This is a genomic window from Fibrobacter succinogenes subsp. succinogenes S85, assembly GCF_000146505.1.
Classification (GTDB): domain Bacteria; phylum Fibrobacterota; class Fibrobacteria; order Fibrobacterales; family Fibrobacteraceae; genus Fibrobacter; species Fibrobacter succinogenes.
This window is the reverse complement of sequence record NC_017448.1, coordinates 2,381,331-2,402,524: the sequence shown is the minus strand read 5'-3', so window position 1 is coordinate 2,402,524 and position 21,194 is coordinate 2,381,331. Positions and strand designations below refer to the sequence as shown.

At 50.1% G+C, this 21,194-nt stretch carries 19 protein-coding genes; 8 read left to right on the top strand and 11 right to left on the bottom strand.

The window, feature by feature from the left end:
• Positions 1 to 82: 82 nt before the first annotated feature.
• The 6 genes from FSU_RS09935 to FSU_RS09910 all read right to left on the bottom strand — a co-directional run bounded on the left by FSU_RS09935 (position 83) and on the right by FSU_RS09910 (position 8,590).
• Positions 83 to 1,243: a sodium ion-translocating decarboxylase subunit beta gene (locus FSU_RS09935; RefSeq protein WP_014546278.1), complete on the bottom strand. Its 1,161-nt coding sequence runs from the start codon at positions 1,241 to 1,243 to the stop codon at positions 83 to 85.
• Positions 1,244 to 1,257: 14 nt separating this feature from the next.
• The gene (locus FSU_RS09930) at positions 1,258 to 1,620 is read right to left on the bottom strand and encodes an acyl-CoA carboxylase biotin carboxyl carrier protein subunit (protein ID WP_014546277.1); all 363 of its coding nucleotides are present in this window, start codon (positions 1,618 to 1,620) and stop codon (positions 1,258 to 1,260) included.
• Between the two features lie 48 nt (positions 1,621 to 1,668).
• Positions 1,669 to 2,508, bottom strand: a complete 840-nt coding sequence (locus FSU_RS09925; RefSeq protein ID WP_014546276.1) for a hypothetical protein — start codon at positions 2,506 to 2,508, stop codon at positions 1,669 to 1,671.
• Between the two features lie 171 nt (positions 2,509 to 2,679).
• Positions 2,680 to 4,890 carry a histidine phosphatase family protein gene (locus FSU_RS09920; protein ID WP_244263610.1) on the bottom strand — a complete coding sequence of 737 codons (2,211 nt, stop codon included), beginning with the start codon at positions 4,888 to 4,890 and terminating at the stop codon, positions 2,680 to 2,682.
• Positions 4,891 to 4,940: 50 nt separating this feature from the next.
• Positions 4,941 to 6,938 (bottom strand): histidine phosphatase family protein, encoded by a 1,998-nt coding sequence (locus tag FSU_RS09915; RefSeq protein WP_014546274.1) that lies wholly within the window; start codon positions 6,936 to 6,938, stop codon positions 4,941 to 4,943.
• 164 nt (positions 6,939 to 7,102) lie between these two features.
• Positions 7,103 to 8,590 carry an acetyl-CoA hydrolase/transferase C-terminal domain-containing protein gene (locus FSU_RS09910; RefSeq protein WP_244263609.1) on the bottom strand — a complete coding sequence of 496 codons (1,488 nt, stop codon included), beginning with the start codon at positions 8,588 to 8,590 and terminating at the stop codon, positions 7,103 to 7,105.
• Positions 8,591 to 8,620: 30 nt separating this feature from the next.
• Here FSU_RS09910 and FSU_RS09905 point away from each other — a divergent pair, with 30 nt between their 5' ends.
• Positions 8,621 to 9,037, top strand: coding sequence for a GtrA family protein (locus FSU_RS09905; protein WP_014546272.1), 417 nt, complete (start codon positions 8,621 to 8,623; stop codon positions 9,035 to 9,037).
• Positions 9,038 to 9,243: 206 nt separating this feature from the next.
• On the opposite strand, the gene FSU_RS09900 is transcribed toward FSU_RS09905, so the two are convergent.
• Together FSU_RS09900 and FSU_RS09895 are read right to left on the bottom strand one after the other, a co-directional pair.
• Complete coding sequence (locus tag FSU_RS09900; RefSeq protein WP_014546271.1) at positions 9,244 to 11,346, bottom strand: OmpA family protein; 2,103 nt, start codon at positions 11,344 to 11,346, stop codon at positions 9,244 to 9,246.
• 19 nt (positions 11,347 to 11,365) lie between these two features.
• Positions 11,366 to 13,486, bottom strand: a complete 2,121-nt coding sequence (locus FSU_RS09895; protein WP_014546270.1) for a polysaccharide biosynthesis tyrosine autokinase — start codon at positions 13,484 to 13,486, stop codon at positions 11,366 to 11,368.
• 225 nt (positions 13,487 to 13,711) lie between these two features.
• Here FSU_RS09895 and FSU_RS09890 point away from each other — a divergent pair, with 225 nt between their 5' ends.
• From FSU_RS09890 to FSU_RS09880, 3 genes are all read left to right on the top strand, one after another.
• Positions 13,712 to 14,491 carry an ABC transporter ATP-binding protein gene (locus tag FSU_RS09890; protein WP_014546269.1) on the top strand — a complete coding sequence of 260 codons (780 nt, stop codon included), beginning with the start codon at positions 13,712 to 13,714 and terminating at the stop codon, positions 14,489 to 14,491.
• Positions 14,488 to 15,693: an ABC transporter permease gene (locus FSU_RS09885; RefSeq protein WP_015732055.1), complete on the top strand. Its 1,206-nt coding sequence runs from the start codon at positions 14,488 to 14,490 to the stop codon at positions 15,691 to 15,693. Before FSU_RS09890 ends, FSU_RS09885 begins: the two co-directional genes overlap by 4 nt.
• A gap of 65 nt (positions 15,694 to 15,758) precedes the next feature.
• Positions 15,759 to 16,400, top strand: coding sequence for a bifunctional 4-hydroxy-2-oxoglutarate aldolase/2-dehydro-3-deoxy-phosphogluconate aldolase (locus FSU_RS09880; RefSeq protein WP_014546268.1), 642 nt, complete (start codon positions 15,759 to 15,761; stop codon positions 16,398 to 16,400).
• Between the two features lie 117 nt (positions 16,401 to 16,517).
• Here the strand turns inward: FSU_RS09880 and FSU_RS09875 are convergent, their stop codons facing one another.
• A complete protein-coding gene (locus FSU_RS09875) occupies positions 16,518 to 17,387 on the bottom strand; it encodes a GGDEF domain-containing response regulator (RefSeq protein WP_014546267.1) in 870 nt (289 codons plus the stop codon).
• A gap of 50 nt (positions 17,388 to 17,437) precedes the next feature.
• Entirely contained in the window at positions 17,438 to 18,259 is an 822-nt protein-coding gene (locus FSU_RS09870; RefSeq protein ID WP_015732054.1) for a menaquinone biosynthetic enzyme MqnA/MqnD family protein, read from the bottom strand.
• Positions 18,260 to 18,346: 87 nt separating this feature from the next.
• Between FSU_RS09870 and FSU_RS09865 the strand changes: the two genes are divergently transcribed.
• The 4 genes from FSU_RS09865 to FSU_RS09850 all read left to right on the top strand — a co-directional run bounded on the left by FSU_RS09865 (position 18,347) and on the right by FSU_RS09850 (position 20,807).
• On the top strand, positions 18,347 to 18,637 hold the full coding sequence (locus FSU_RS09865) for a hypothetical protein (RefSeq protein ID WP_015732053.1): 291 nt from the start codon (positions 18,347 to 18,349) through the stop codon (positions 18,635 to 18,637).
• 51 nt (positions 18,638 to 18,688) lie between these two features.
• The gene (locus FSU_RS09860) at positions 18,689 to 19,762 is read left to right on the top strand and encodes a glycoside hydrolase family 5 protein (protein WP_015732052.1); all 1,074 of its coding nucleotides are present in this window, start codon (positions 18,689 to 18,691) and stop codon (positions 19,760 to 19,762) included.
• Positions 19,763 to 20,046: 284 nt separating this feature from the next.
• Positions 20,047 to 20,265: a hypothetical protein gene (locus tag FSU_RS09855; RefSeq protein WP_014546264.1), complete on the top strand. Its 219-nt coding sequence runs from the start codon at positions 20,047 to 20,049 to the stop codon at positions 20,263 to 20,265.
• Positions 20,247 to 20,807: a GNAT family N-acetyltransferase gene (locus FSU_RS09850; RefSeq protein ID WP_014546263.1), complete on the top strand. Its 561-nt coding sequence runs from the start codon at positions 20,247 to 20,249 to the stop codon at positions 20,805 to 20,807. The genes FSU_RS09855 and FSU_RS09850 overlap by 19 nt, the downstream gene beginning before the upstream one ends.
• Positions 20,808 to 21,016: 209 nt before the next feature.
• Here FSU_RS09850 and FSU_RS16330 read toward each other — a convergent pair whose 3' ends face one another.
• Positions 21,017 to 21,184 (bottom strand): hypothetical protein, encoded by a 168-nt coding sequence (locus FSU_RS16330; RefSeq protein ID WP_015732051.1) that lies wholly within the window; start codon positions 21,182 to 21,184, stop codon positions 21,017 to 21,019.
• Positions 21,185 to 21,194 lie beyond the last annotated feature (10 nt).

The window sequence follows — 21,194 nt, the reverse complement described above, 5'->3', positions numbered from 1 at the left end:
TAAAACAAAAATCAAATTCTATAGAACAAAAAAATCCCCCGGCAAAAACCGAGGGAAAACTTTGCGAGCGTTCGCGATTATCTTAGCTCAAGCGGCTGATCATGTAACCAGCGCAAACAGCCGTACCAATCACGCCGGACACGTTCGGGCCCATAGCGTGCATGAGGAGGAAGTTCTGCGGGTCATACTTGGCACCTTCAACCTGAGAAACACGGGCAGCCATCGGCACAGCGGAAACGCCTGCGGAACCGATAAGCGGGTTCACCGGGTTCTTCGGAGAGCACTTGTTCATGATCTTTGCGAGGAGCAAACCGCCGAAAGTGGAGAAGCCAAAGGCAACCACACCCATAGCGATGATCATGAGAGTCTGCGGCTTGAGGAAGATGTCAGCAGACATCGTGAGACCCACGGACGTGCCGAGGAAGATCGTCACAATGTTCATGAGTTCGTTCGAAGAAGTCTTCACGAGGCGTTCAACGACACCAGCTTCCTTGAAGATGTTGCCCATCATAAGCATGATGATAAGGGCAGAAGCATCCGGCACGACAAGCACGCAAACGATCATCACCATCACGGCAAACACGATGCGTTCGGCCTTGGAAACCTGGCGGAGAGCCTTCATGCGAATCTTGCGTTCAGCGTCGTTCGTCATAGCGCGCATGATAGGCGGCTGGATGAGCGGCACGAGAGCCATGTAGGTGTAAGCAGCAACAGCGATGGGGCCGATGAGGTGCTTAGCAAGCTTGTTCGCAGTGAAGATGGACGTCGGACCGTCAGCACCACCGATGATACCGATGGAAGCTGCTTCACCGAGCGTAAAGCCACCGAGAGCGACAGCTGCAAACATGGTCATGAACACGCCAAACTGTGCGCCACCACCGAGGATGAGCGTACGCGGATTAGCGATAAGCGGTCCAAAGTCCGTCATGGCACCCACGCCCAAGAAGATGATGGGCGGGAAGAGTTCCAGATGGATACCCTGGCTGATGTAGTAGTAGAGACCGCCAGTCGGGCTGAACATACCTTCGATGCTCCAGCCACCGTCGTAGAACGCGACGGACGGGATGTTCACCGCAAGTGCGCCGATAGCAATCGGCAAGAGCAGAAGCGGTTCGTATTTTTTGACAATCGCAAGGAACATCAACACGAAGCTCACGATCCACATGATTACCATCGGAACGGTAATCTGCGCGAATCCTGTGCTCGAGGCGAAGTCCGCGACTGAGTTAATAATTCCACTCATTGACTTTTACCTCATTAGGCAATGGTCATCAAGACCTGGCCATCAGTAACAGTGTCGGTTTCCTTGACGGAGATAGAGGTAACCTTGCCTGCGCACGGAGCGACGACCGGGTTTTCCATCTTGAGGGCTTCGATAACAGCCACTTCCTGGTTGGCAGCAACAGTGTCACCAACGTTGACCTTGAGCTTGAACACAGAGCCAGCGAGCGGGCTCTTGACTTCGGTGCCACCAGCGACGGCCGGAGCCGGAGCAGCAGCAGGAGCCGGGGCCGGAGCGGCAACCGGAGCAGCAGGAGCTGCAGCAACTGCGGAATCAAGAACTTCTACTTCGACGTCGTAGGTCTTGCCTTCGAAACTGATACGGACTGTTTTCTTCATTTTTATTTTTCCTGGCTTAAAAGCCTGTTAAGTTTTAAAAGTTGAACCTTACTTGACGATCGTCCAAGCAGGGGAGTTAATGTTTCTGTAAGCGGTCACGCGGCAGGGCTGACCAAGAGCCTGCGTTGCAGCAGCAGTAGCAATCACGAGGAACTGTTCGTTTGTAAGTCCCGGATGTTCTTCAAGAGCGGCGACGGCGGCAATGCCGAGGAACGCCTGGAGCTGCTTGTTGGTGAATCCCGGATGGATGCTCTTTGCATTCGGATCCCAGTCGCAGTGTGCCGGAGCACGAACCGCAGGAGCCGGAGCGGCAGCAGCAGCGGCCGGAGCAGCCTTCTTAGCAGGAGCCGGAGCCTTGACCTTGTCCAAACCGAGCTTCTTCATGATCGCGCTCATGATAGTGCAGAGGACGAGGAGGCCAATGATCACAGACATCACGACGATGAGGCCTGTAGCCTGGAATTCGACGAGCTTGCCAAGGGTGAACTTTTGGACTTCACCATGGCACTTGCCACCTTCCATCTTGCCCTGGCAGTATTCGCTGCCGAGCTTAGCCTTAGCAATCGGAAGCACAGCCGTACCGTTGGCATTTTCAACGGAATCGCGAATATCGCGGGCGCGAACGGACTGTTCGTATGTCTTATAAAGAATGGAATAGCCACCACCGTGAGTTTCCACAATCTGGAAAACAGTAGATTCATCCATCCACTTGAGCTGTTCCTTGAGCGGGACAGCAATGGAGTCCGGCATCAGAGCGATCTGCTCGTCAAAACGGCCAACCTTTGCAGCCTTGGAAGCAGCAGGTTGAGCTACGATCTCAGACGCGAAGGCACCGGAAACCATTGTCACCGCGGCAAAAAGCATAGCTTTCTTTAGTGTATCATTCATATCGGAATGCGTCCATGTTTAATTAAGTGAACTGTTTGATAAAAATCAACGCGCGTGAATATAGCAATTTAGTGGTGGATAGACGAGAGACGAGTGACGAGAGACGAGTGATTTTCCTCATCTTTCTCTAGTCTTTCGTCTGTAGGACCTAAGGTCCGTTCTTTCGTCTAATCACATCGTCATCGTACCGGAAGAAAGACCTTTCACAGGCTCATAACGGAGGGTACCGTCGGTCCCCAGAATGATAGCCACGCCAGCGAGGTAATTGATCCACTGCTTCGTGTCGAAATAGCGGAGATTCGCCTTGCCGTTCGTGCAGAACGCCGTCAGCGGCACAACCATCATGTCGTGAGAAATCCACACACCCACACGGTTAACCTTCGCAAAGCGGGGCTTCACAATCTCGGTCATAAATTCTTCGCCACGGGACTTCAGCGGATAGTACGCATCGCTATAACTTCCTTTGTACGCATATTCCGAAGCGACGACCCAGCCACCGCCATTGTTGTTCTTGTACGTTTCAAACTTATTTTCGTCCTTCACGAACCAGTCGCCATCAAGTTCCGGCAACGTGTCGTTGTTCATGCTCGTGACGCCCGCACCCGCCGCCACGTTCTCGCAGGTTTCGTAGCTACGCGTGTAAGTCGAATTCACGAAGTAAATACTTTCGCCTTTAAGCTTAGCGCCCACCGACTGAGACTGCTTTTTACCATTGTCCGTCAGGTGGCCCTTCTTGCCCGTATCGTCCGTACGTTCCGCATGGCGCAAGATAAAGATGACCTTTTCGCCAGGAGCAAGTTTCTTCAAGACATCTTCGACATCGACAAATTCCTGAATATCATCCGAGGTTGCCGCGCGCCAAGACTTCTTGCTCTGTTCGTAAACGTAGAACTTATCGGCATTGATTTTACCATTCTTGATCTGGCCATCGTAATCGCCAGCGCCAAAGCCAACCGTATCCTTTTCGAGGTCTGTCGCCACGCGCCAAGCCTTGATGGAACCATCGCAAATGAAGCGGATACGCGGGCCTTCCGGCTGTTCATAGTAAGAGACAAAATACTCGCTCTGGCTGTTGCCTACATGCTTCACCATTCCATTGGTCATCGCATTGCAAGATTCAAAGCCATGCGTACTCGTCCAGAAATTGCGCACATGCTTTTCGAAGTTCGGCACATCGCCAAGCTTCCAGCCTTCCATGTTCTTGCGGATTTTTGCAAGGCCGCCTTCAGCATCGAGAATCAACAGCTTATCTGCAAGTTTTGCCTTCGAAGCATTGTCGCCCCAGTTGCCATCGCCACGGATATCTTCTGCAATATAGTCCGCCTGCGAAAGGAAGTTGCCATCCGGCGCATAGCTCTGCATCATCACAGAAACCGCAAGGAGCGCCGCACTGTAGTCATCAGAACCGAACAAGCTAATGTCTTCTGCCGCCTTGTCCGATGATGTCGTCTGAGTACCACGATTCCAACCAAATCCATTAAAGCCACCCGTACTAGAACCGCCAAGGCTAATGCCGAACGAAGAAAGCACATCACTCAGCGCACGCCCGCTCTGGCTACCGATCGGCTGGTTGTTGCCAGAATCTTCCACGAGCTTCATCACGCGCGGAGCCGCCATGTGCGTCAGGATATTCACGTTAAAAGAATCGCGCTTGGACAAGTCCACTACCGCATTGAGCTTTACAAGCGACGACTGCCCGCCAAATTCATTCCTGAAAAAGCCGTTCGCTTCTACCCTAGCATAAGGCGAAACGAGGTCAACACTTCCAAAATCAAAACTGCCATCCGCAGAGGTAATGCAGGTCTCGTGCATTCGCTTGGAATCGGCAAGGCGCATCACGCTATCGAGTTCCACAATCTTCACGGAAGTCCCGTAACGGAACGGTCCCTTTTCGGCAATACCCTTGATATTAACATCAGCCCTGCGATAATCCGAAACACCAGTAGAATCCAGTGATTCTGCGCCGACCACCTTTGAGTCACCAAGCTTCAAGACGCCATCTTTACACTCAACCGTAAAGAGTTCCTCGACATCGGTTTCCCAGCTCCCCGAAATACAATAGTAAAGCTTCTGTTCGCCCGCCACCATAAGGGCTTCGCCCTCGTTCGACGAGTTGCAAGCAGGCAAGGACTTTGTATCCGTAACAGTCGTCGTATCGACAACTTCAATGGTATCACGGACATCGGGCTTACCCTTGTTATCCAGGGAGTCCTTCTGGTCCTGATTGCCCTTTTCATCTTTTGAGGGATTTTCACTTGAAGAATTACCGTTCGAAGGTTTATCCTTTGAATCGGAACTTTCAATTTCCGCAGTCATCTCGCAATCATCGCCCTCGCACGGCACAGAACCGTAACGGACGGAATCGCAAGACGTCCATAACAAAACCGATAAAGCTAATATCCAAACCCGCATAGGTTGAATATTAGTAAAATCTAGTTCGCATACCCAGACTTGAGACCGCGAATGGCGACATAACGGCGATTTCCATCCTTATCGATGATAATCGCAACGCCAGCGAGGTAGTTGATCCACTTGCCGCCATCATATTTCTTGAGTTCAATCTGCAAGTTTGAGCAGTAAGCGACAAGCGGAACCATCAGCTTGTCATGCGAACTCAGGAGCACAAACTTTTCTGTCGGGTACTTCTTGACAAGAACATCTTCGATAAGTTCAACGGAGCGTTCCGCAAGATCGTAGTATGCGGCATCGGCGCCCGTCGAGTAAGCTCCCGTGTAAGCGTACTTGGAAGTCACTTCCCAGCCGCCACCGCATTCGTTCTTGGCCTTTTCGACAGCTTCGCTATTCTTGGCGTACCAGTCATCGTTCAGCTGCGGAATCGTATCACGCTTATCATAAGATTGTCCACGACCCTTCGCAATGGATTCCACCGTCTGGTGCGCACGCAAGAATTCAGAAGCACCAAGGACAAAGTCTTCCTTGAACTTCGTGAGTCGAGCACCAACTTCTTCGGACTGCTTTTTACCGTTATCCGTAAGCGTCCCGCTCTTGCTCGTATCGTCACCGCGTTCAGCATGGCGCAGCACAAAGATGACGCGTTCATCGTCCTTGATACTTTCGTAGACATCCTGGATATCCACAAATTCCTTTGCATTAGATTCCAAGACAAAATAACGGTCTTTTTCAACGGCAGTCGCTTCGCGCCATTCCTTCTTTGTGCCATCATAAGTAAAGAACTTGCCCGAGTACGCACCACGACGGACTTCGCCATCTTTAGCGGGCGTTTTATCGCCTATGAAGTCCTTCAAACTATCCGGGATGAGTTCCCAGCCTTTCTTTTCATCACAGACAAAGCGGTAAAGTGAATGTTTCTGATCGTCATACGACTCTGCATAAAAAAGACTACTAGCCTTGTTCTTGACAAAGAATATTTCCCCTGCAGAACCTCCATCGCATTCCGGGAACTCCAATTCCGTCAAAGCGAAGTTCGTGAGGTACTTATCAAAGTTTTTATTCTTAGGGAAACGTTCTTTGACATATGCGAAAGTATTTTCATAACCACCAGATATTTTCAATCCAAGTGCATAATCGGCAGCTTTCAAACGAGTCTTTTCGTCATCCCACTTACCATCCTTTGCGACATCGGCAACTATAGACTTAAACGTTCCTACAAAATCGTAATTTTCTAGCAAATCAGAACCAGCAGCAAGCTGCAACAAGACTGTAGCCGCCACGAGAGCAGTCCCAGACTCACTAGCCTTAGAAACATCAATCGTCTCGGTCTGGTCAAAGTCAAGAGATTCCAGATGGAACATATTCCATACATCTTCAGCAGCCTTGCTCTTTGCAGCTTCAAAAGAAAGCTTATTCTTCCCAGCCAAAAGCACAAGAGCACGTTCCGTTTCAAGAGTCGTCAAGAGACCCAAGTTGAACTTTTCATTCGAGGAAACATCCCCTAGAGCAGAGAACGTAATCGGAATAGACTTTCCATCGCTAGGACTTGTAAGGGTTACTTCAGCGGAGACTTGAACAAATGGCTGAACCAAGTTGACTTTCTTGAATTCATAGGCGCCATCCTTGCCAATCTCTGCCGAGAAAACATTTTTCGTTTCATCGTAGTCATCAGCAGAATCCAGCTCCACCATTTTGACCTTTTTGGCACTGGTATAGCTATCCAAGCCAACAACACCCGAGATTGTACCATCTACGAGCGCATAAACAACGTCCAGCCCTTCTTCAGGATCAACTTCTTTTAAACTAGATGACGAGACCTTCCCATCAACGCTACTCGACGAGGATGTTTTTTTGTCAGCTGTACTAGATGAGGATTTTGCAGCACCTTTTACAGAACTAGACGATTCCAATTCGTCTTGAGCAAGTTCCTTCAATTCACTGACGGGATCATCTCCGCATGCGACTAAAAACGCTGCTACTAAAGTAGAAAGCGAAATCTGCTTAAAAAAGGTCCCCATAAAGCGTACCCCTTACCTTCAAGTTTTGGCCTAACCAAAACACCCCGTAACTAAATTATAATTTTTGCACAAATTGCGCAACAGCGAATATAAAATAAAGCTCCCAAAAGGGAGCTTTATTAAGCCATCTGTACCGACTGTTCAAACAGGAATCATCAAAGGATTTACAGCATCTTACCAGTTTCAAGGAAGCGGGTGTGCATTTCGAAAGCGCGGGAAAGTGCAAGCGGCACATGGACGCCCTTCGCATGCTTGAGGCCGTACTCCAGAACATCCGTGAGAGCATCGCGGTAATCTGGGTGGGCGCAGTTCTTGATAATCAGGCGGGCGCGTTCTTCTACAGGCAAGCCACGAAGGTCAGCAAGCCCCTGTTCCGTCACAAAAATCTGCGTGTCGTGATCGGTATGGTCCACATGGCTCACGTAAGGCACAATGCTCGAAATCGCACCGCCCTTTGCCACAGACGGCGTGAGGAAAAATCCGAGTGCGCAATTTCGTGCAAAATCAGCCGAGCCGCCAATGCCGTTCATCATCGCAGAACCGCACACAAGCGAGCTGTTCACATTGCCAAAGATATCCGCTTCCAGAGCCGTGTTCATAGAAATCACACCCAAGCGACGGATTACATCCGGGCTATTGCTCACTTCTTGCTGGCGGATAATGAAATGCTTTTTCCATTCAGCGCTGTTTTCAACAAATTCTTTCTGTGCCGTCTGCGAAAGCGTCAAAGCAGTACCAGAAGCAATGCCGAGCTTGCCCTTCTTCAAAAGCGGGAGCACCGCTTCCTGAATCACTTCGGTGTAAAGGTCAATTTGTCCCAGGCGGTCATCGTCAGCCATCGCGCAAAGCACTGCATTCGCCACCTTGCCAACACCGCTCTGGTAAGCAAGTCCCTTAGGGAGCCTGCCATGCGATTCTTCAAATCGGATAAAGTCCAAGATGCGTTCGCCGATGTTCTTTGAAACCTCATCAGGTTCCACAAACGGAGTCACTTCATCATACGCTTCGTTTTCAACAATCGCAATGACCTTGTTCGGGTCAATCTGAACAAATTCACCACCCACGCGGTCACCAGCGCTATAAATTGCAAGCGGCTTTGCATGCGGCGGGAGCTCCGGAAGAGCGTTATCGTGCATGCCAATGCAGCTATCACCCAAGCGCGTGTTCAATTCCAAAATAATCTTCGGAGCCATTTCCAGATAGCAAACGGAGTTACCGCCCGAAGTCGAGAGGCAAACGCGGCCATCCGGCAAAATCGCAGAAACTTCAATAATCGCAACCGTCGGCGCAGGGACAGCACCCGTGCGAACAAGGTAACCCATCTTGCCCAAGTGAGCGTCAATGTAACGGATGCTACCGTCGTTAATCGCCTTGCGCAAGCTCGGATTGGACTGATAAGGCATGCGGAGCGACAATGCCTTTGCGCGGGCGAGAGCACCATCGCAACTGTCGCCCGTCGAGGCGCCTGCAAACAAAGTTACTTTAAATTCCTGACCTGCTTCGTGCAATTTTTCAGCGCGCGCAGCAAGCGCCAGAGGAACCGCTTTGGGGTATCCAGCCAAAGTAAATCCAGAAACCCCGAGAACATCGCCATTACGAATCATATCTGCAGCGCTGGCAGCACTGCATTTCTTAGTTGTAATCCAGGTCATATCGTAGCAAAAAATAGTATTTTTACCGCCGTGAAACATTTTATCAAATACAACGCTATCGGTGTAATGAACACCGCCATTACATTCTTTACAGTCTGGCTTTTGCACGAAGTCTTAGATTGGGACGTGGTTCTTTCAAACTTTTTGGGATTTGTTGCCGGCGGGCTCAACAGTTACATCTGTAACCGCATCTGGAATTTCAAGAGCACAAACAAGAAGCGTGCCGAAGTCATAAGATTCATCGTCGTATTCCTCTGCTCGTATCTCGTGAACCTGGCGGTCCTCAAAGGAAGCATCTACTTGCTCGAAAACGCAGCCTGGTGCGCAAGCTTCACGGAATTCGTTTCACGGTTCATGAAGCCGACAACATTCGCAAGCTTTGTCGCCAACGTCGTCTACGTGCTTGTTAGCTTTACGCTCTATAAGAAGTGGGTGTTTAAAAAATAGTAGGAAGTAGACAGTAGGCGGTAAGCAGTGGTTAGTGGTTGGTGATTAGTGGCTAAGTATTAGAAAGGCGCACGGGTCGTGCGCTTTCTTTGTGCAGCATGCTTGCAACACCGCGAAACATGTCTACAGCGATTTGCATCATTCTGCATATACAAAAAGGGCGTCCTTGCGGACGCCCCTTTTTAGTTCTCAGTTAAGATCGAAGATTACTTTTCGAACGGAACGAGTTCAACACGGCGGTTGAGCTTGCGGCCCTTCTTAGTCTTGTTATCTGCGATCGGCTTGTCAGAACCGTAACCGACTGCGCGGAGACGTTCGCTGTCAATGCCCTTCTTGACGAGGTACTTGACAACAGCCTGAGCACGCTGTTCGGACATGGTCTTGTTCTTTTCTTCAGAACCAGTGTCATCCGTGTGACCCTGGACTTCGAGGTTGACAGCCGGGAGCTTCTTGAGCAACTTAGCGATGTTGTTCAAGGTCTTGTTGCTGCTTGCAGTGAGCTTAGCAGAACCGGTCTTGAACTGGATACCCTTCTTGAGCTTGTCGAGGTCCTGGTTCTTGTTCGGGCAGCCGTTCTTATCAACTGCAACGCCAACGAGGGTGTTCGGGCACTTGTCGAGGTGATCGGCAACGCCATCCTTGTCAGAGTCAACCGGGCAACCAACTTCGTCAACAGAGACGCCAGCCGGAGTATTCGGGCACTTGTCAAGAGCGTCAACGATGCCGTCCTTATCGCTATCCGGGCTGCAACCATCAGCGTTAACCGGGAGACCAGCCGGAGTGCTCGGGCACTTGTCGAGGTAGTCAGCTACGCCGTCATTGTCAGAGTCAACCGGGCAGCCCTTGCCGTCAACAGCAATGCCAGACTGAGTATTCGGGCACTGGTCGAGGTAGTCTGCAACGCCATCCTTGTCAGAGTCGATCGGGCAGCCGTTAGCATCGATCGTAGCACCAGAAACAGTGTTCGGGCACTTGTCGAGGTGATCGGCAACGCCATCCTTGTCAGAGTCAACCGGGCAGCCAGCAGCGTCAACAACAACGCCAGCCGGAGTTTCAGCGCACTGGTCGATGCCGTCAGCGACACCGTCATTGTCGGAGTCAACCGGGCAGCCAGCAGCGTCAACAACAGCACCAGCCGGAGTTTCAGCGCACTGGTCGAGACCGTCGAACACGCCGTCGTTATCACCGTCAACCGGGCAGCCGTTAGCGTCAACAACAGCACCAGCCGGAGTGCCTGCGCACTGGTCGATGTTGTTTGCTACGCCATCGTTATCTTCGTCAGCACCGCGGACGTTACCGAAGCGCCAGACGAGAGATGCGGTACCAGCATAATGCGGGGTCGAAGCATAACCGTACTGGACTTTCTTACCGTTCTTGTCGGTGTAGTAGAGCTGATACTTGTCAGCATCCTTCATTTCGTCCTTGTACTTCCAAGTGAAGTTGGAGAGAGCACGGATACCCACATCGAGACCGAGAGCGATGTCGATGTTTGCCGGGAGGTGGAAACGGAAGCCCGGGGTAAGAGTGAACGGGTCATAACCCGGTTCACGATCATATTCACCCTTTTCAACACGGAATTCACCGTTAGCTTCAACGAAGAAGTCCATCCAGTCAGTCGGGAGGACGTTGATGCCACCACCGTAGACCAAGGTGTTAGAACCCTTCGTCACAGTGCCGACGAAACCGACGTTACCGTTGAAACGGAGCGGAGCGCCAACCTTCTGGAGGTCGAGAGTGAGGATCAATTCACCGCCGAAAGCCATGTTGCGGAGGCCATACGGATGGGTTTCACCACCCTTGGCACTCAAGAACCAAGCATGACGCGGACGAACACCGACGGACTTGTCGCCAGTCGGGAAGTAGAACTGAGCAGCAATGGCAGCATTGAAGATGCCATCAGTCATTTCATCGAGCGGAAGCTTTGCCTTTGCCCAGAATTCGAGGTCACCACGGCTAGCCTTCCACATGTCACCTTCACCGTTCTTCGGGGAGTTGGCATGATCGTAGTAAAGCGGAAGAGCAAGGCCTACGTCAATGAAGTCGGTAACGCCAGCTGCAAAGTTAATATTTGCAGTAAGGCTACCAGCATTGTCATAGAAGGCTGCGTTCTTGCCACCCTTACTAAATTGGCCACCACGGGTGAGGGACCAAGCGTCATAAGAGACCTGGCCACCGAAACCGGCAGCAAAACCACCTTCACCGAGGGTTTGGGCTGTTTTCTGGTTGAGACCATCGGCTCCGCCCATCAGGCCAGACTGCGCGAAAGCGAAGCTACCGGCCAAGAGAGACATTGCGACTATTTTTTTCATCTATTCTCCTTGTTATTGGTTAATATTTCTTGTGGTAGCCATAGTAGCCGTAACTACCATAGCCGTACCCCGCATGACGTTCGCACTTGTTGAAGACGAAAGCCTTCTGCAAAGGTGTTTCCGTACTGCGGTCAAAAGTATTCAAGGCATCTTGGATGCTTTCAATGGTATGAGCTGCATGCTTCAAGACACACAACAGGTAATCCGCATGCTTTTCAACAAGCAATGCGTCACTGCACTGGAATACTGGAGGAGTATCCAGAACAATCAAATCGTACTTATCCCTGAATGCGTCAAGGAAAGCGCTAAATCTCGAGCTATTCAAAAGTCCTCCAGGGTTCACAACACGCGCACCCGAACCGAGAACGTAGAAATTATCTGAAATCTTGACAACATATTCATCGCTATAGTCTTCTTTTTCAAGCATCTCGCAAAGGCCCTTCTGGCTATGCTTGAACAAATGACCGCGACGGAGGTCCATATCGACCAACAAAACCTTCTTGCCGGACATGGCGAACGAAGCAGCGAGGTTCGTTGAAACAAAAGACTTACCGACACCCTGAACAAGACCGGAAACCATAAGGATTTTCTTGCCATCACAGAACACAGAAAATTCCAAAGCAGTACGGAGAGCACGAACACCTTCCGCGAACGGATCATCCGGATTTGTAACAACACAGGGTTTTGTAACATCGTTCTGCGTCTTTCTGTCGAGCATGGGGAGCTTGCCGTAAACACCAACACCCGTAGCCTGTTCGACTTCACTGCTGCTGCAAACACCATTTGAGAGCATGCGACGAACGTAAACAATCAAGCAGCCAAGCAACAGGAACGCAAACACAACACCAACAAACACGAGCTTGCGGTTCGGCTTGCTCGGCTTGAGCGGTACATAAGCCTGGTCTACAATGCGGACATTGCCGACTTCACCAGCCTGTACCACGCGCAACTGCTGGATATTGTTCAACAGGTTCGTGTAGAGCTTGTTGTTGACTTCAACTTCTTCCTGCAACGAAAGCACTTCCTGCTGCACGACCGGCAAATTAGCAGCAGAGCGCTGTTGCTTTGCCAATTCGCGGCGAAGTCTGGACTGCTGTTCCTCAATCGTGCGGACCGTCGGGTGTTCCGCACGGAACAAGCGCAATGCTTCCTGTTTTTTCTGTTCCAATTCGATAAGACGCTGTTGCAAGGAAACATCTTTTTCCAAATGGACGCGGGTTTCACCCGTCAGGTCAATCGTACCCTTAGAATTGCGGAAAGAAGTAAGCTTCTGTTCAGCAGAGTCGAGCTTGGCCTTGACACCCGGAAGCTGTTCTTCAAGGAACGACAGAGTCTTCTTGGCTTCGGCACTGCGCATTTCGATATTCTGCTTCAAGTACGTATTCGCAATCGTATTCAGAATGGCAGCGACGCGGTCGGCATAGCGGTCTTCAAGCGAGACCCTGATAATACCGGAATTCTTACCTTCTTCAGAAATGCCGAGTCCCTTAAGCAAGCCTGCAGCAGCAGTCTGCGGATGAACAGCACTCAACAAGAACGTCTGACCAACAGTCGCGGTCAGGGACTTGACGCAAATGACCAAGGTATCACCAGCAAAGGGCTTACGGTAGGTTTCACCGACAGCACCAGCAAGGACGACCTCGCCCTCTAGTCCGATTACTTCGTATGCACTAGAATCGGCAGTCACACGGGCGATAAGCTTTCCCTTAGCTTCCTGGAAGGCACGCGGAATTTCCAAAAGTTCAAGATCCATGCGGCCTTCGCGGTGCATCAGGCGGTCAGCCTTATCCAGTGGAATAGCCGAATAGCAAAGTCTTTCTTCCTTAACGACATGGTCAAGAACGACACGACTCTTGATGAGTTCCATCTCGGCAGCAGACGGTGTAGAAACGTCAAGGAGAGCGCCCATTTCGCCAAGAGCAAGGCCCTGTTTATTTCCCTTAACATTCACCTGTAAAAGAATGTCACTTCTGAACGACGGGCGCAACCACATCGCGGCAAGTCCACCAAAAACTACACCTAGAATTAAGAAAATGAACAAGAATTTCCACTTGCCTTTCAAGTAGACCAATATCTCAAGAATGTCGATTTCGTCATCGGCAGACGCATTCGAACCATTTTGAGTCATCTTCTCATTCATTAAAAAATCTCCAAGGACACGGAACCAACCACCTAGTGTGGTCCAATTCGGAATATAAGATAAAAAAAAATTTAACGTTTATACATTGAAACATAATAATCATGTAATTTTTTGGTGCATTTAGTGTAAACAACCCTTGAAAAGGCGGGGAAATGATATTCTTTTGATGTAAAAGCAACCTATTCAACGGGTTAAAGCATCTAAAGAATTGAGAAAAAGGTCTTTATGCAAACAGTCAAACCGATACTTTCTGTCCAAAATTTACGTCGCGATTTCAAGATGGGCGACGAAATTGTACATGCCCTCCGTGGCGTGAGCTTTGATATTTACCCTGGCGAATTCGTGACCATTATGGGTACATCCGGTTCCGGCAAGTCTACCATGCTGAACATTCTAGGGTGCATGGATCGACCGACTTCAGGACACTATATATTAGATGGACAACATACCGAGACATTGAAGCGCGACGCGCTCGCCCGCATCCGGAGCCAGAAGCTCGGGTTCGTTTTCCAGAGCTACAACCTGCTCAGCCGCACGACCGCCATCGAAAACGTAGAACTCCCCCTATTATATAATTCAAAGATTTCCGCCGAGGAACGCCGCCACCGCGCTATCGAAGCGTTAAAGATGGTTGGGCTTGAAAGCCGCATGAATCACTTGCCAAACCAGCTCTCGGGTGGCCAGCAGCAGCGCGTGGCTATTGCACGCGCCCTTGTGAACGACCCCGTCATCATTCTTGCAGACGAAGCGACCGGCAACCTCGACACCCGCACGAGCTACGAAATCATGATGATATTCCAGGAACTACACAGCCAGGGAAAAACCATCGCCTTCGTGACGCACGAACCAGACATCGCCACCTTCAGCGGACGCACTATCACCCTCCGAGACGGACTCCTGAAAAAAGATGTCATCAACGAAAACGTGCAGAACGCCAAAGTCGCATTCGAAATGCTCCCGCCCCCAGAAACCTTTGAAGACGACGATGAAGGAGAAGTGGAATGAATCCGTTTACCTTAGCTAAAATCGCTCTCCGCGCGTTGCTCCGTAACCGCATGCGCACATTTCTCTCCGTACTCGGTATAGTCATCGGCGTTGCAGCCGTTATCACCATGGTCGCCATGGGCGAAGGCTCCAAGAAGTCCATCAAGGAACAGATGACTGCAATGGGTACAAACGCAATCACCATCATGCCAAACCAGAGCCGCCGGGGCGGCGTCCAGACGGAATCGACAGAAACTCTTGAAGAAGAGGACGTCATTGCCATCCGCGAAAACGCAAGCTACATCAACGGTGTTTCCCCCATGGTCACCGTTGGCGGCCAAGCAATAGTTGGAAACAATAACTCCCCCACCACGCTCTCCGGTGTTTCTGCAGACTACCTCAAGATCCGCAACTACGAAATCCAGGACGGCGTCATGTTTGACGACGAAACCGACCGCATGGCAAAGGTCTGCGTTATCGGCCAAACTGTCGTCAAAAACCTTTTCCCGGACGCAGACCCCATCGGCAAGACCATCCGCTACAAGAGCATCCCGCTAAAAGTCATCGGTACACTCAAGGCTAAAGGCTCCGGCGATTTCGGGCAAGACCAGGACGATGTTATTTTCACTCCGTACCAGACCGTGATGAGGCGATTCTCCGCCACGACGAATATCCGACAGATTTACGCGAACTCCATCGGTGAAGGCTATGCCGCAAAAGCGACCGAAGAAATCATGACCATTCTAAAGGAACGCCGCAACTGGACTAAACCGACCGACCCGTTCCGCGTGTTCACGCAAGAAGAAATGATCCAGATGGTCACAAGCACTTCCGACATGCTCTCGCTCGTGCTGACCGCCATCGCAGGAATTAGTTTGTTCGTTGGCGGTATCGGCATTATGAACATCATGTACGTTTCCGTCACTGAACGTACAAAGGAAATCGGCCTTCGCATGGCTATCGGCGCTCGCGGCCGCGACATCCTTTTACAATTTTTGTTCGAATCCGTAATTATCAGCTTGCTCGGTGGCGCCATCGGAATTGCGCTCGGCATTGCCGCTTCAGAAACTGTAAAGATTGCGATGAACTGGCCCATGAGCGTTTCCGTCACAAGCGTTATCGTGAGCTTTGGCGTGTGCTTTGCCACAGGCGTATTCTTCGGATGGTACCCCGCCCGCAAGGCAAGCAGGCTCGACCCGATTGAAGCGCTCAGGTTTGAGTAGGATAGTCAAAAGAAAAAATTTCATTTTTCTTGTCACATTCCCTATTCATAAGCTATTTTAAAGTCATGAATTTCCTTGAATTTTTACAACCGATGCCGGTCGTGGGCATTCTCCGCGACATTCCTCAGGGCGCCGAAGAAGCGTGCGTGAACGCGTCTGCAAAGTGCGGACTCAAGGCGATTGAGGTCACGATGAACACCGCAGCAGCAACTGAAATTATCGCAAAGCTCAAGTCCATTGCAAAGCCGCTTGGAATCAAGGTCGGCGCAGGTACGGTCCGTCACGGGAGCGATGTGGAAAAGGCAATTTCTGCAGGTGCCGAATTCATCGTAACGCCAAACACGCGTCACGAAGTCATCCGCCTTTCAAATACGGCAGGCATCCCGATTATCCCGGGTGCGCTCACGCCAACCGAAGTGCAGAAGGCTTACGACCTTGGCGCAACCGCTATCAAGATTTTCCCGGTGAACTGCGTAGGCGGTCCGGAATACATCAAGGCATTGCGTGGGCCATTCCGCGACATTCCGCTGATGGCATGCGGTGGAGTGAACGCAGAAAACGCAGCAAGCTACCTCAAGGCTAGCGCAAACTTGCTTTCATTCGGCGGAAGCATCTTCAATGCAGAACTCATGAAGGCAGGCGACTGGACAACCATCGAAGCAAAGATGCAGAAGCTGTTGGATGCCGTTAAAGCAGCGATTGCATAACGAGTCCATTGAGACAATTTTGAACAATGCGAAAATGCCGCGGAAAAATCCGCGGCTTTTCTTTTTGCGGCTTTGCCGCCATACTTAAACTAGCAACTATTAACTAATCACCAGTTACTAACCGCGTTCCGCGCGCATCTTGCGTTTGCACTCGTACATGGAAGCATCCGCACTGCGAAGCATTTCGTCCATGTCCTTGTAGTCTTCGGCAGAACTTGCCGTACCATACGCAAAGGCTACCGTCTGGTCTACAATCGTAAGCGACTTCACAGCCTCTTGCATTCTTTCAGCACAGACAAACGCACCCTTCAAATCGGTATCCGGGCAAATAACCATGAACTCGTCACCACCCATGCGGAACAGCATATCCGATTCGCGGAGCAGCTTGTTGCAAGCGTTCACGACAGAACGGAGTAACAGGTCGCCAGCCAAGTGACCATGCTGGTCATTGATTTTTTTGAGACCGTTCAAGTCAAAATAAATCAGCGAGAAATTCGTACCATAGCGCTTACTGCGGGCAAACAATTCTCGAAGCGAACAGATAGCATGCCTACGGTTGTAGGCGCCCGTCAAGTCGTCCGTCAAAGAAATCTCACGCAAGTTGCGGAGCGAACGCGCCAGTCGCAGATGCACTCCAATTCGAGCGAGCAGGATGTCCGGTGCAGCAGACTTGCAGACAAAATCAGAAGCTCCCGACTGGAACCCCTGCGTGACACTAGCTTCATTTTCCTGATTCGTAAGGAATATAATCGGCAAGTCATCTAGCGGGAACTGCTTGCGGATATTCAGGCAAACATCGTAGCCATTCATTCCCGGCATGTTCACGTCAAGCAGTACAAGCTCTACTGGGTTGTTGTTCAGGTACTCCAAAGCTTCGGTGCCAGATTTGCAACCGATCACTTCATAACCAACTGACGTCAATACTTCAGAGTCTCTTTTTAATTCGACATCATCGTCATCGACAATCAGGATTTTTTCCTCTACCATTTTGTTCTCCTTACCATCCCAACACTCATTCCAACCGCTATAAAATAAAATTACTCGAGGAACTCTATCGGAGGAGCAGATTCAACAAGCCCCATTTGAGCCGCCAATTTGAAAAACAGTGATAACGATTGTTTACGTTCATCAGTAAAATGGTAATCGAGCACACTAAAGTAATCTTCGATAAGAGGGCGAGGCAAATTCACCGGATACTTCGCAAGCCACACGTCCAGCGCCTGCGACGGATTTTTACGGAACTCGCGAATGCCTGTTTCCAAGCGCACCATGTAATCATCGAGAACAGGGCGCAAGCGTGCCGAAAGTGCATCCTTCGATATCAGCCAAGCACCAAACACAAAAGGGAGTCCTTGCCATTCCTGCCAGAGAGTCCCTAAGTCATAGCTATACGCAAAGCGGTGGCGTTCATTTTCTTCAAGCGCCAAGTCGCCAATCAAGAGGCAAGCATCATCGGTCGATTCAGCCGCAAGCCCCGGCAAATATTCCGGACGAAGGCCATAACGATTTTCAAGAAGAATCCGTAATAACGTAACAGACGTCTTACTCTGCGATGTCATGCGGATACGTTTGTCCGAAAGCTCCTCAATCGGGTAACGCGAAAAAAGCTTGACCGATCGCACCTCAAAGGAGCATGAGGTACAAAGCGAAGGAGACAGCACAAAGGCGCCCGGCTTTTGCGCAAACGTAATCGAAGATGCCGGCGAAAGGTGGATAGAGCCATCCTTGAGGCCTGCACTATGAACACTCGGTGGGCCATCGACAAAGGCCACCTCTGAAAATTCATTTTCGCGCCCGACAGAATTAAAGAAAAACGGCGCACAGACCAAAAAAGGGATTCGACCAACACGGAGAGTCATGTAAAAAAGTTAAATTTTTACGCGTGGCGAAATTGTATGCCACGTCAAAACAAACCGATTAATTTAAACGTTAATGGCTAAAGAATAATGGCTGTATTTCACGTGAAGAAGACCTCGCTCGGCGAAGACCAGACCAGTCTGGTTTTCAAGGGCAAGATTGTAGAAGGCCCGATCAGCAAGGGTATGACCATCGAAATTCCTGTGACGCAGGAAGCTGTCGTCAAAATGAAAATTTACGACGTCGTCCAGTTCGACAAGCAAAAGGACGAAGACAAGAAGGTGGGCCTGGTTGTAGATTTTTATAACCTTCCCGACGATATGGAAGTCATCATGGACTTGAACATCGCCGATGAAGATTTGAACATCGTAAACGAATAACCTATTCATTCAAACCGGCTGCTTCGGCAGCCAAAGTATGGGACGGCACGCATGAAGAAAGAAAGATTGCGCGGAGTGAATTTGGGCGGATGGTTCAGTCAGGTTGACTGTATCGAAGAAAAGGACCCTGTCGGTTTTCCGGGGGTCGTAGGTCACATCAAGACGTTCCTTGGAACAAGCGATTTCAAGCGCATCCACGATGCGGGGTTCAACCACGTTCGCTTGCCAGTTGACTACTTTAATTTATTTAAAGGCGACGACCTCAAGCCGGACGAAGAAATCTTTGCGCTTTTGGACAAGGCGCTCAAGGATATTCAAAATGCAGACCTAGACGTGATTCTCGACTTGCACAAATGCCCGGGTCACGATTTCCACCTCGCCAGCAATCACGAACAAGCTTTCTTTGCCGATGCGAACGCCCGCAAGGACACGCGCAAGATCTGGGCATTCATGGCTGAACGCTATAGCTCCATGCCGCGCGTGATGATGGAACTTTTGAATGAACCGGCCGCAAGTGATTCCAAGGTTTGGGATAAAGTCAAGGACGAAATCTTCTGGGAAATCCGCAAGCACGCCCCAAAGAACACTATCGTCGTAGGCGCCAACAAATGGAACAGCGCAAGGGAATTCGAATTCCTGACACCGCTCGATGACGACAACGCCATCTACAGTTTCCATACCTACACGCCGGTGACATTTACACACCAGGGCGCTGCCTGGATTGACGATCCGTTCTTCAAGATTGAACGTCCGTGGCCGGGTGACTACGCCGCCCCTGAAGTCGGCGGTACGACACGCTTGAACGTGGAATACGGCAGATGGGACAAGGCCCAGTTGCAGGCAAGCATCCAGAACGCTCTTGATTTCCGCGCCAAGTACGACTTGCCGGTAAGCTGCAACGAGTTCGGCGTTTACGTACAAGTCCCCCGCAAGTATCAGCTCGCCTGGATGCGTGACTTCCTCGACATTCTCCGCGATGCCGACGTGGGTTACAGCTACTGGAACTACAAGAACTTGGACTTCGGTCTCGTTTCGAAGGGCGAATCACTGCACAACAATCTGGAGCAATACAACAACCCCGAACGCCTTGACCGCGAACTCATGGAAATGATCGCGAAAGGGTAACGGCTTCGCCGCAGTAAGCAGCCAGCAGAACTCAGAATTTAGACAAGAACGCCTCGGATTAAATCCGGGGCATTTTTTACTATTGAACAACTAACAAATAGCACATTTGCCACAGTCCCTTGCTAACAGTTGTTGACAAAATGAACGGTCAAAATTCCGACCCCTTGCATTTTATTTTTGGCTTATATATTTTTTAGTACGGATCCATTGAGGATGCCATCCGGTCCAGCCGGGCGTTAATATATCAGTTACTTTTATTCTAACAACTAACAAATAGGATACTCATGGCAAGACCCATCAGAGAAACTCCGATTTTGTTCGGCGAGGATGCTCGCCGGTTTATCGCCCGTATGCAGGAGAGGCACCCCGAAACTCCGGAAGCTCGTGCCCAACGTTTACGGGACTACGAATTTTTCCTAAAAGCTTTTGAACGAGGCATGCGAGAAAAGCGTGCCCGCGAAGCCGCTAACGGAGGTAAAGATCCATGGTTCGACAATATATAGATAACGAGTCTATTCGATTTATTCGACTGCAACCATTCAACAAAGTCAAAAGTTTTGACTGCGGAGATGCTGATTTAAACGATTTCATTTTAAATCGCGCAACTCTTTTTGACAAATACATGTTAGCGGTCAGCTACACCTGTGTTGACATCAACGACACCAGCAGGCCTTTAGCCTATTTTAGCTTGGCAAACGACAAAATCGCAACCAGCGACTTTCCTAGCATGACGGAATTCAACAGATTCCGCCGTAAACAAGGATTCCCGAACGAGAAAAGGCTAAAAAGCTACCCCGCCGTGAAGCTCTGCCGCCTAGCCGTTGACATCTGCGCCAAAAAGCAAAAACTCGGTACACAAGTTCTAAACATCATCAAGTCCATGTTCGTCATCAACAACAAGACAGGCTGTCGCTTTATAACGGTTGACGCCTACTTGGCAGCAGTTCCGTTCTACGAAAAGAACGGATTCCGCATGATGAATCTGGAAGACAACGATCCGCATACACGATTGATGTACTTCGACTTGATGGATCTGGTGGCGTAAGGCAATAAACGGAAAAAGACCTACTCGACTCCGAATTCATGGAAATGATTGCGAAGGGGTGAGTTAGAATTTAAAACTTAGAGCTTAGAACTTAGAGGTTCGTCCTGAAAGGAAAGTCGCGACCGATAGGATTCTTTCAGTTCATAATTTTACAATGCCCGCCATGTGCGGGCATTTTTTACGCGGCCACTTGACACAGCAACAGACATTCAAAACTCAAAAGGAGCCTTCAAATCAGGTGCCTCACAATACATACCCGATAAGCTATCTGCAGCACCATGAACTAAAATTATATTGTAACGCTCTATACTTTCCATAGGTTTCGCCAAAATCAGCGAAAGAGCAATTGATACGATACAGCAAATTAATCTTTTCATTAATTCCCTC

Coding starts and splice junctions, on each gene's coding strand:
- FSU_RS09935 (WP_014546278.1), bottom strand. CDS start 1,243: ATGAGTGGAATTATTAACTCAGTCGCGGACTTCGCCTCGAGCACAGGA.
- FSU_RS09930 (WP_014546277.1), bottom strand. CDS start 1,620: ATGAAGAAAACAGTCCGTATCAGTTTCGAAGGCAAGACCTACGACGTC.
- FSU_RS09925 (WP_014546276.1), bottom strand. CDS start 2,508: ATGAATGATACACTAAAGAAAGCTATGCTTTTTGCCGCGGTGACAATG.
- FSU_RS09915 (WP_014546274.1), bottom strand. CDS start 6,938: ATGGGGACCTTTTTTAAGCAGATTTCGCTTTCTACTTTAGTAGCAGCG.
- FSU_RS09910 (WP_244263609.1), bottom strand. CDS start 8,590: ATGACCTGGATTACAACTAAGAAATGCAGTGCTGCCAGCGCTGCAGAT.
- FSU_RS09900 (WP_014546271.1), bottom strand. CDS start 11,346: ATGAAAAAAATAGTCGCAATGTCTCTCTTGGCCGGTAGCTTCGCTTTC.
- FSU_RS09895 (WP_014546270.1), bottom strand. CDS start 13,486: ATGAATGAGAAGATGACTCAAAATGGTTCGAATGCGTCTGCCGATGAC.
- FSU_RS09890 (WP_014546269.1), top strand. CDS start 13,712: ATGCAAACAGTCAAACCGATACTTTCTGTCCAAAATTTACGTCGCGAT.
- FSU_RS09885 (WP_015732055.1), top strand. CDS start 14,488: ATGAATCCGTTTACCTTAGCTAAAATCGCTCTCCGCGCGTTGCTCCGT.
- FSU_RS09880 (WP_014546268.1), top strand. CDS start 15,759: ATGAATTTCCTTGAATTTTTACAACCGATGCCGGTCGTGGGCATTCTC.
- FSU_RS09875 (WP_014546267.1), bottom strand. CDS start 17,387: ATGGTAGAGGAAAAAATCCTGATTGTCGATGACGATGATGTCGAATTA.
- FSU_RS09870 (WP_015732054.1), bottom strand. CDS start 18,259: ATGACTCTCCGTGTTGGTCGAATCCCTTTTTTGGTCTGTGCGCCGTTT.
- FSU_RS09865 (WP_015732053.1), top strand. CDS start 18,347: ATGGCTGTATTTCACGTGAAGAAGACCTCGCTCGGCGAAGACCAGACC.
- FSU_RS09860 (WP_015732052.1), top strand. CDS start 18,689: ATGAAGAAAGAAAGATTGCGCGGAGTGAATTTGGGCGGATGGTTCAGT.
- FSU_RS09855 (WP_014546264.1), top strand. CDS start 20,047: ATGGCAAGACCCATCAGAGAAACTCCGATTTTGTTCGGCGAGGATGCT.
- FSU_RS09850 (WP_014546263.1), top strand. CDS start 20,247: ATGGTTCGACAATATATAGATAACGAGTCTATTCGATTTATTCGACTG.
- FSU_RS16330 (WP_015732051.1), bottom strand. CDS start 21,184: ATGAAAAGATTAATTTGCTGTATCGTATCAATTGCTCTTTCGCTGATT.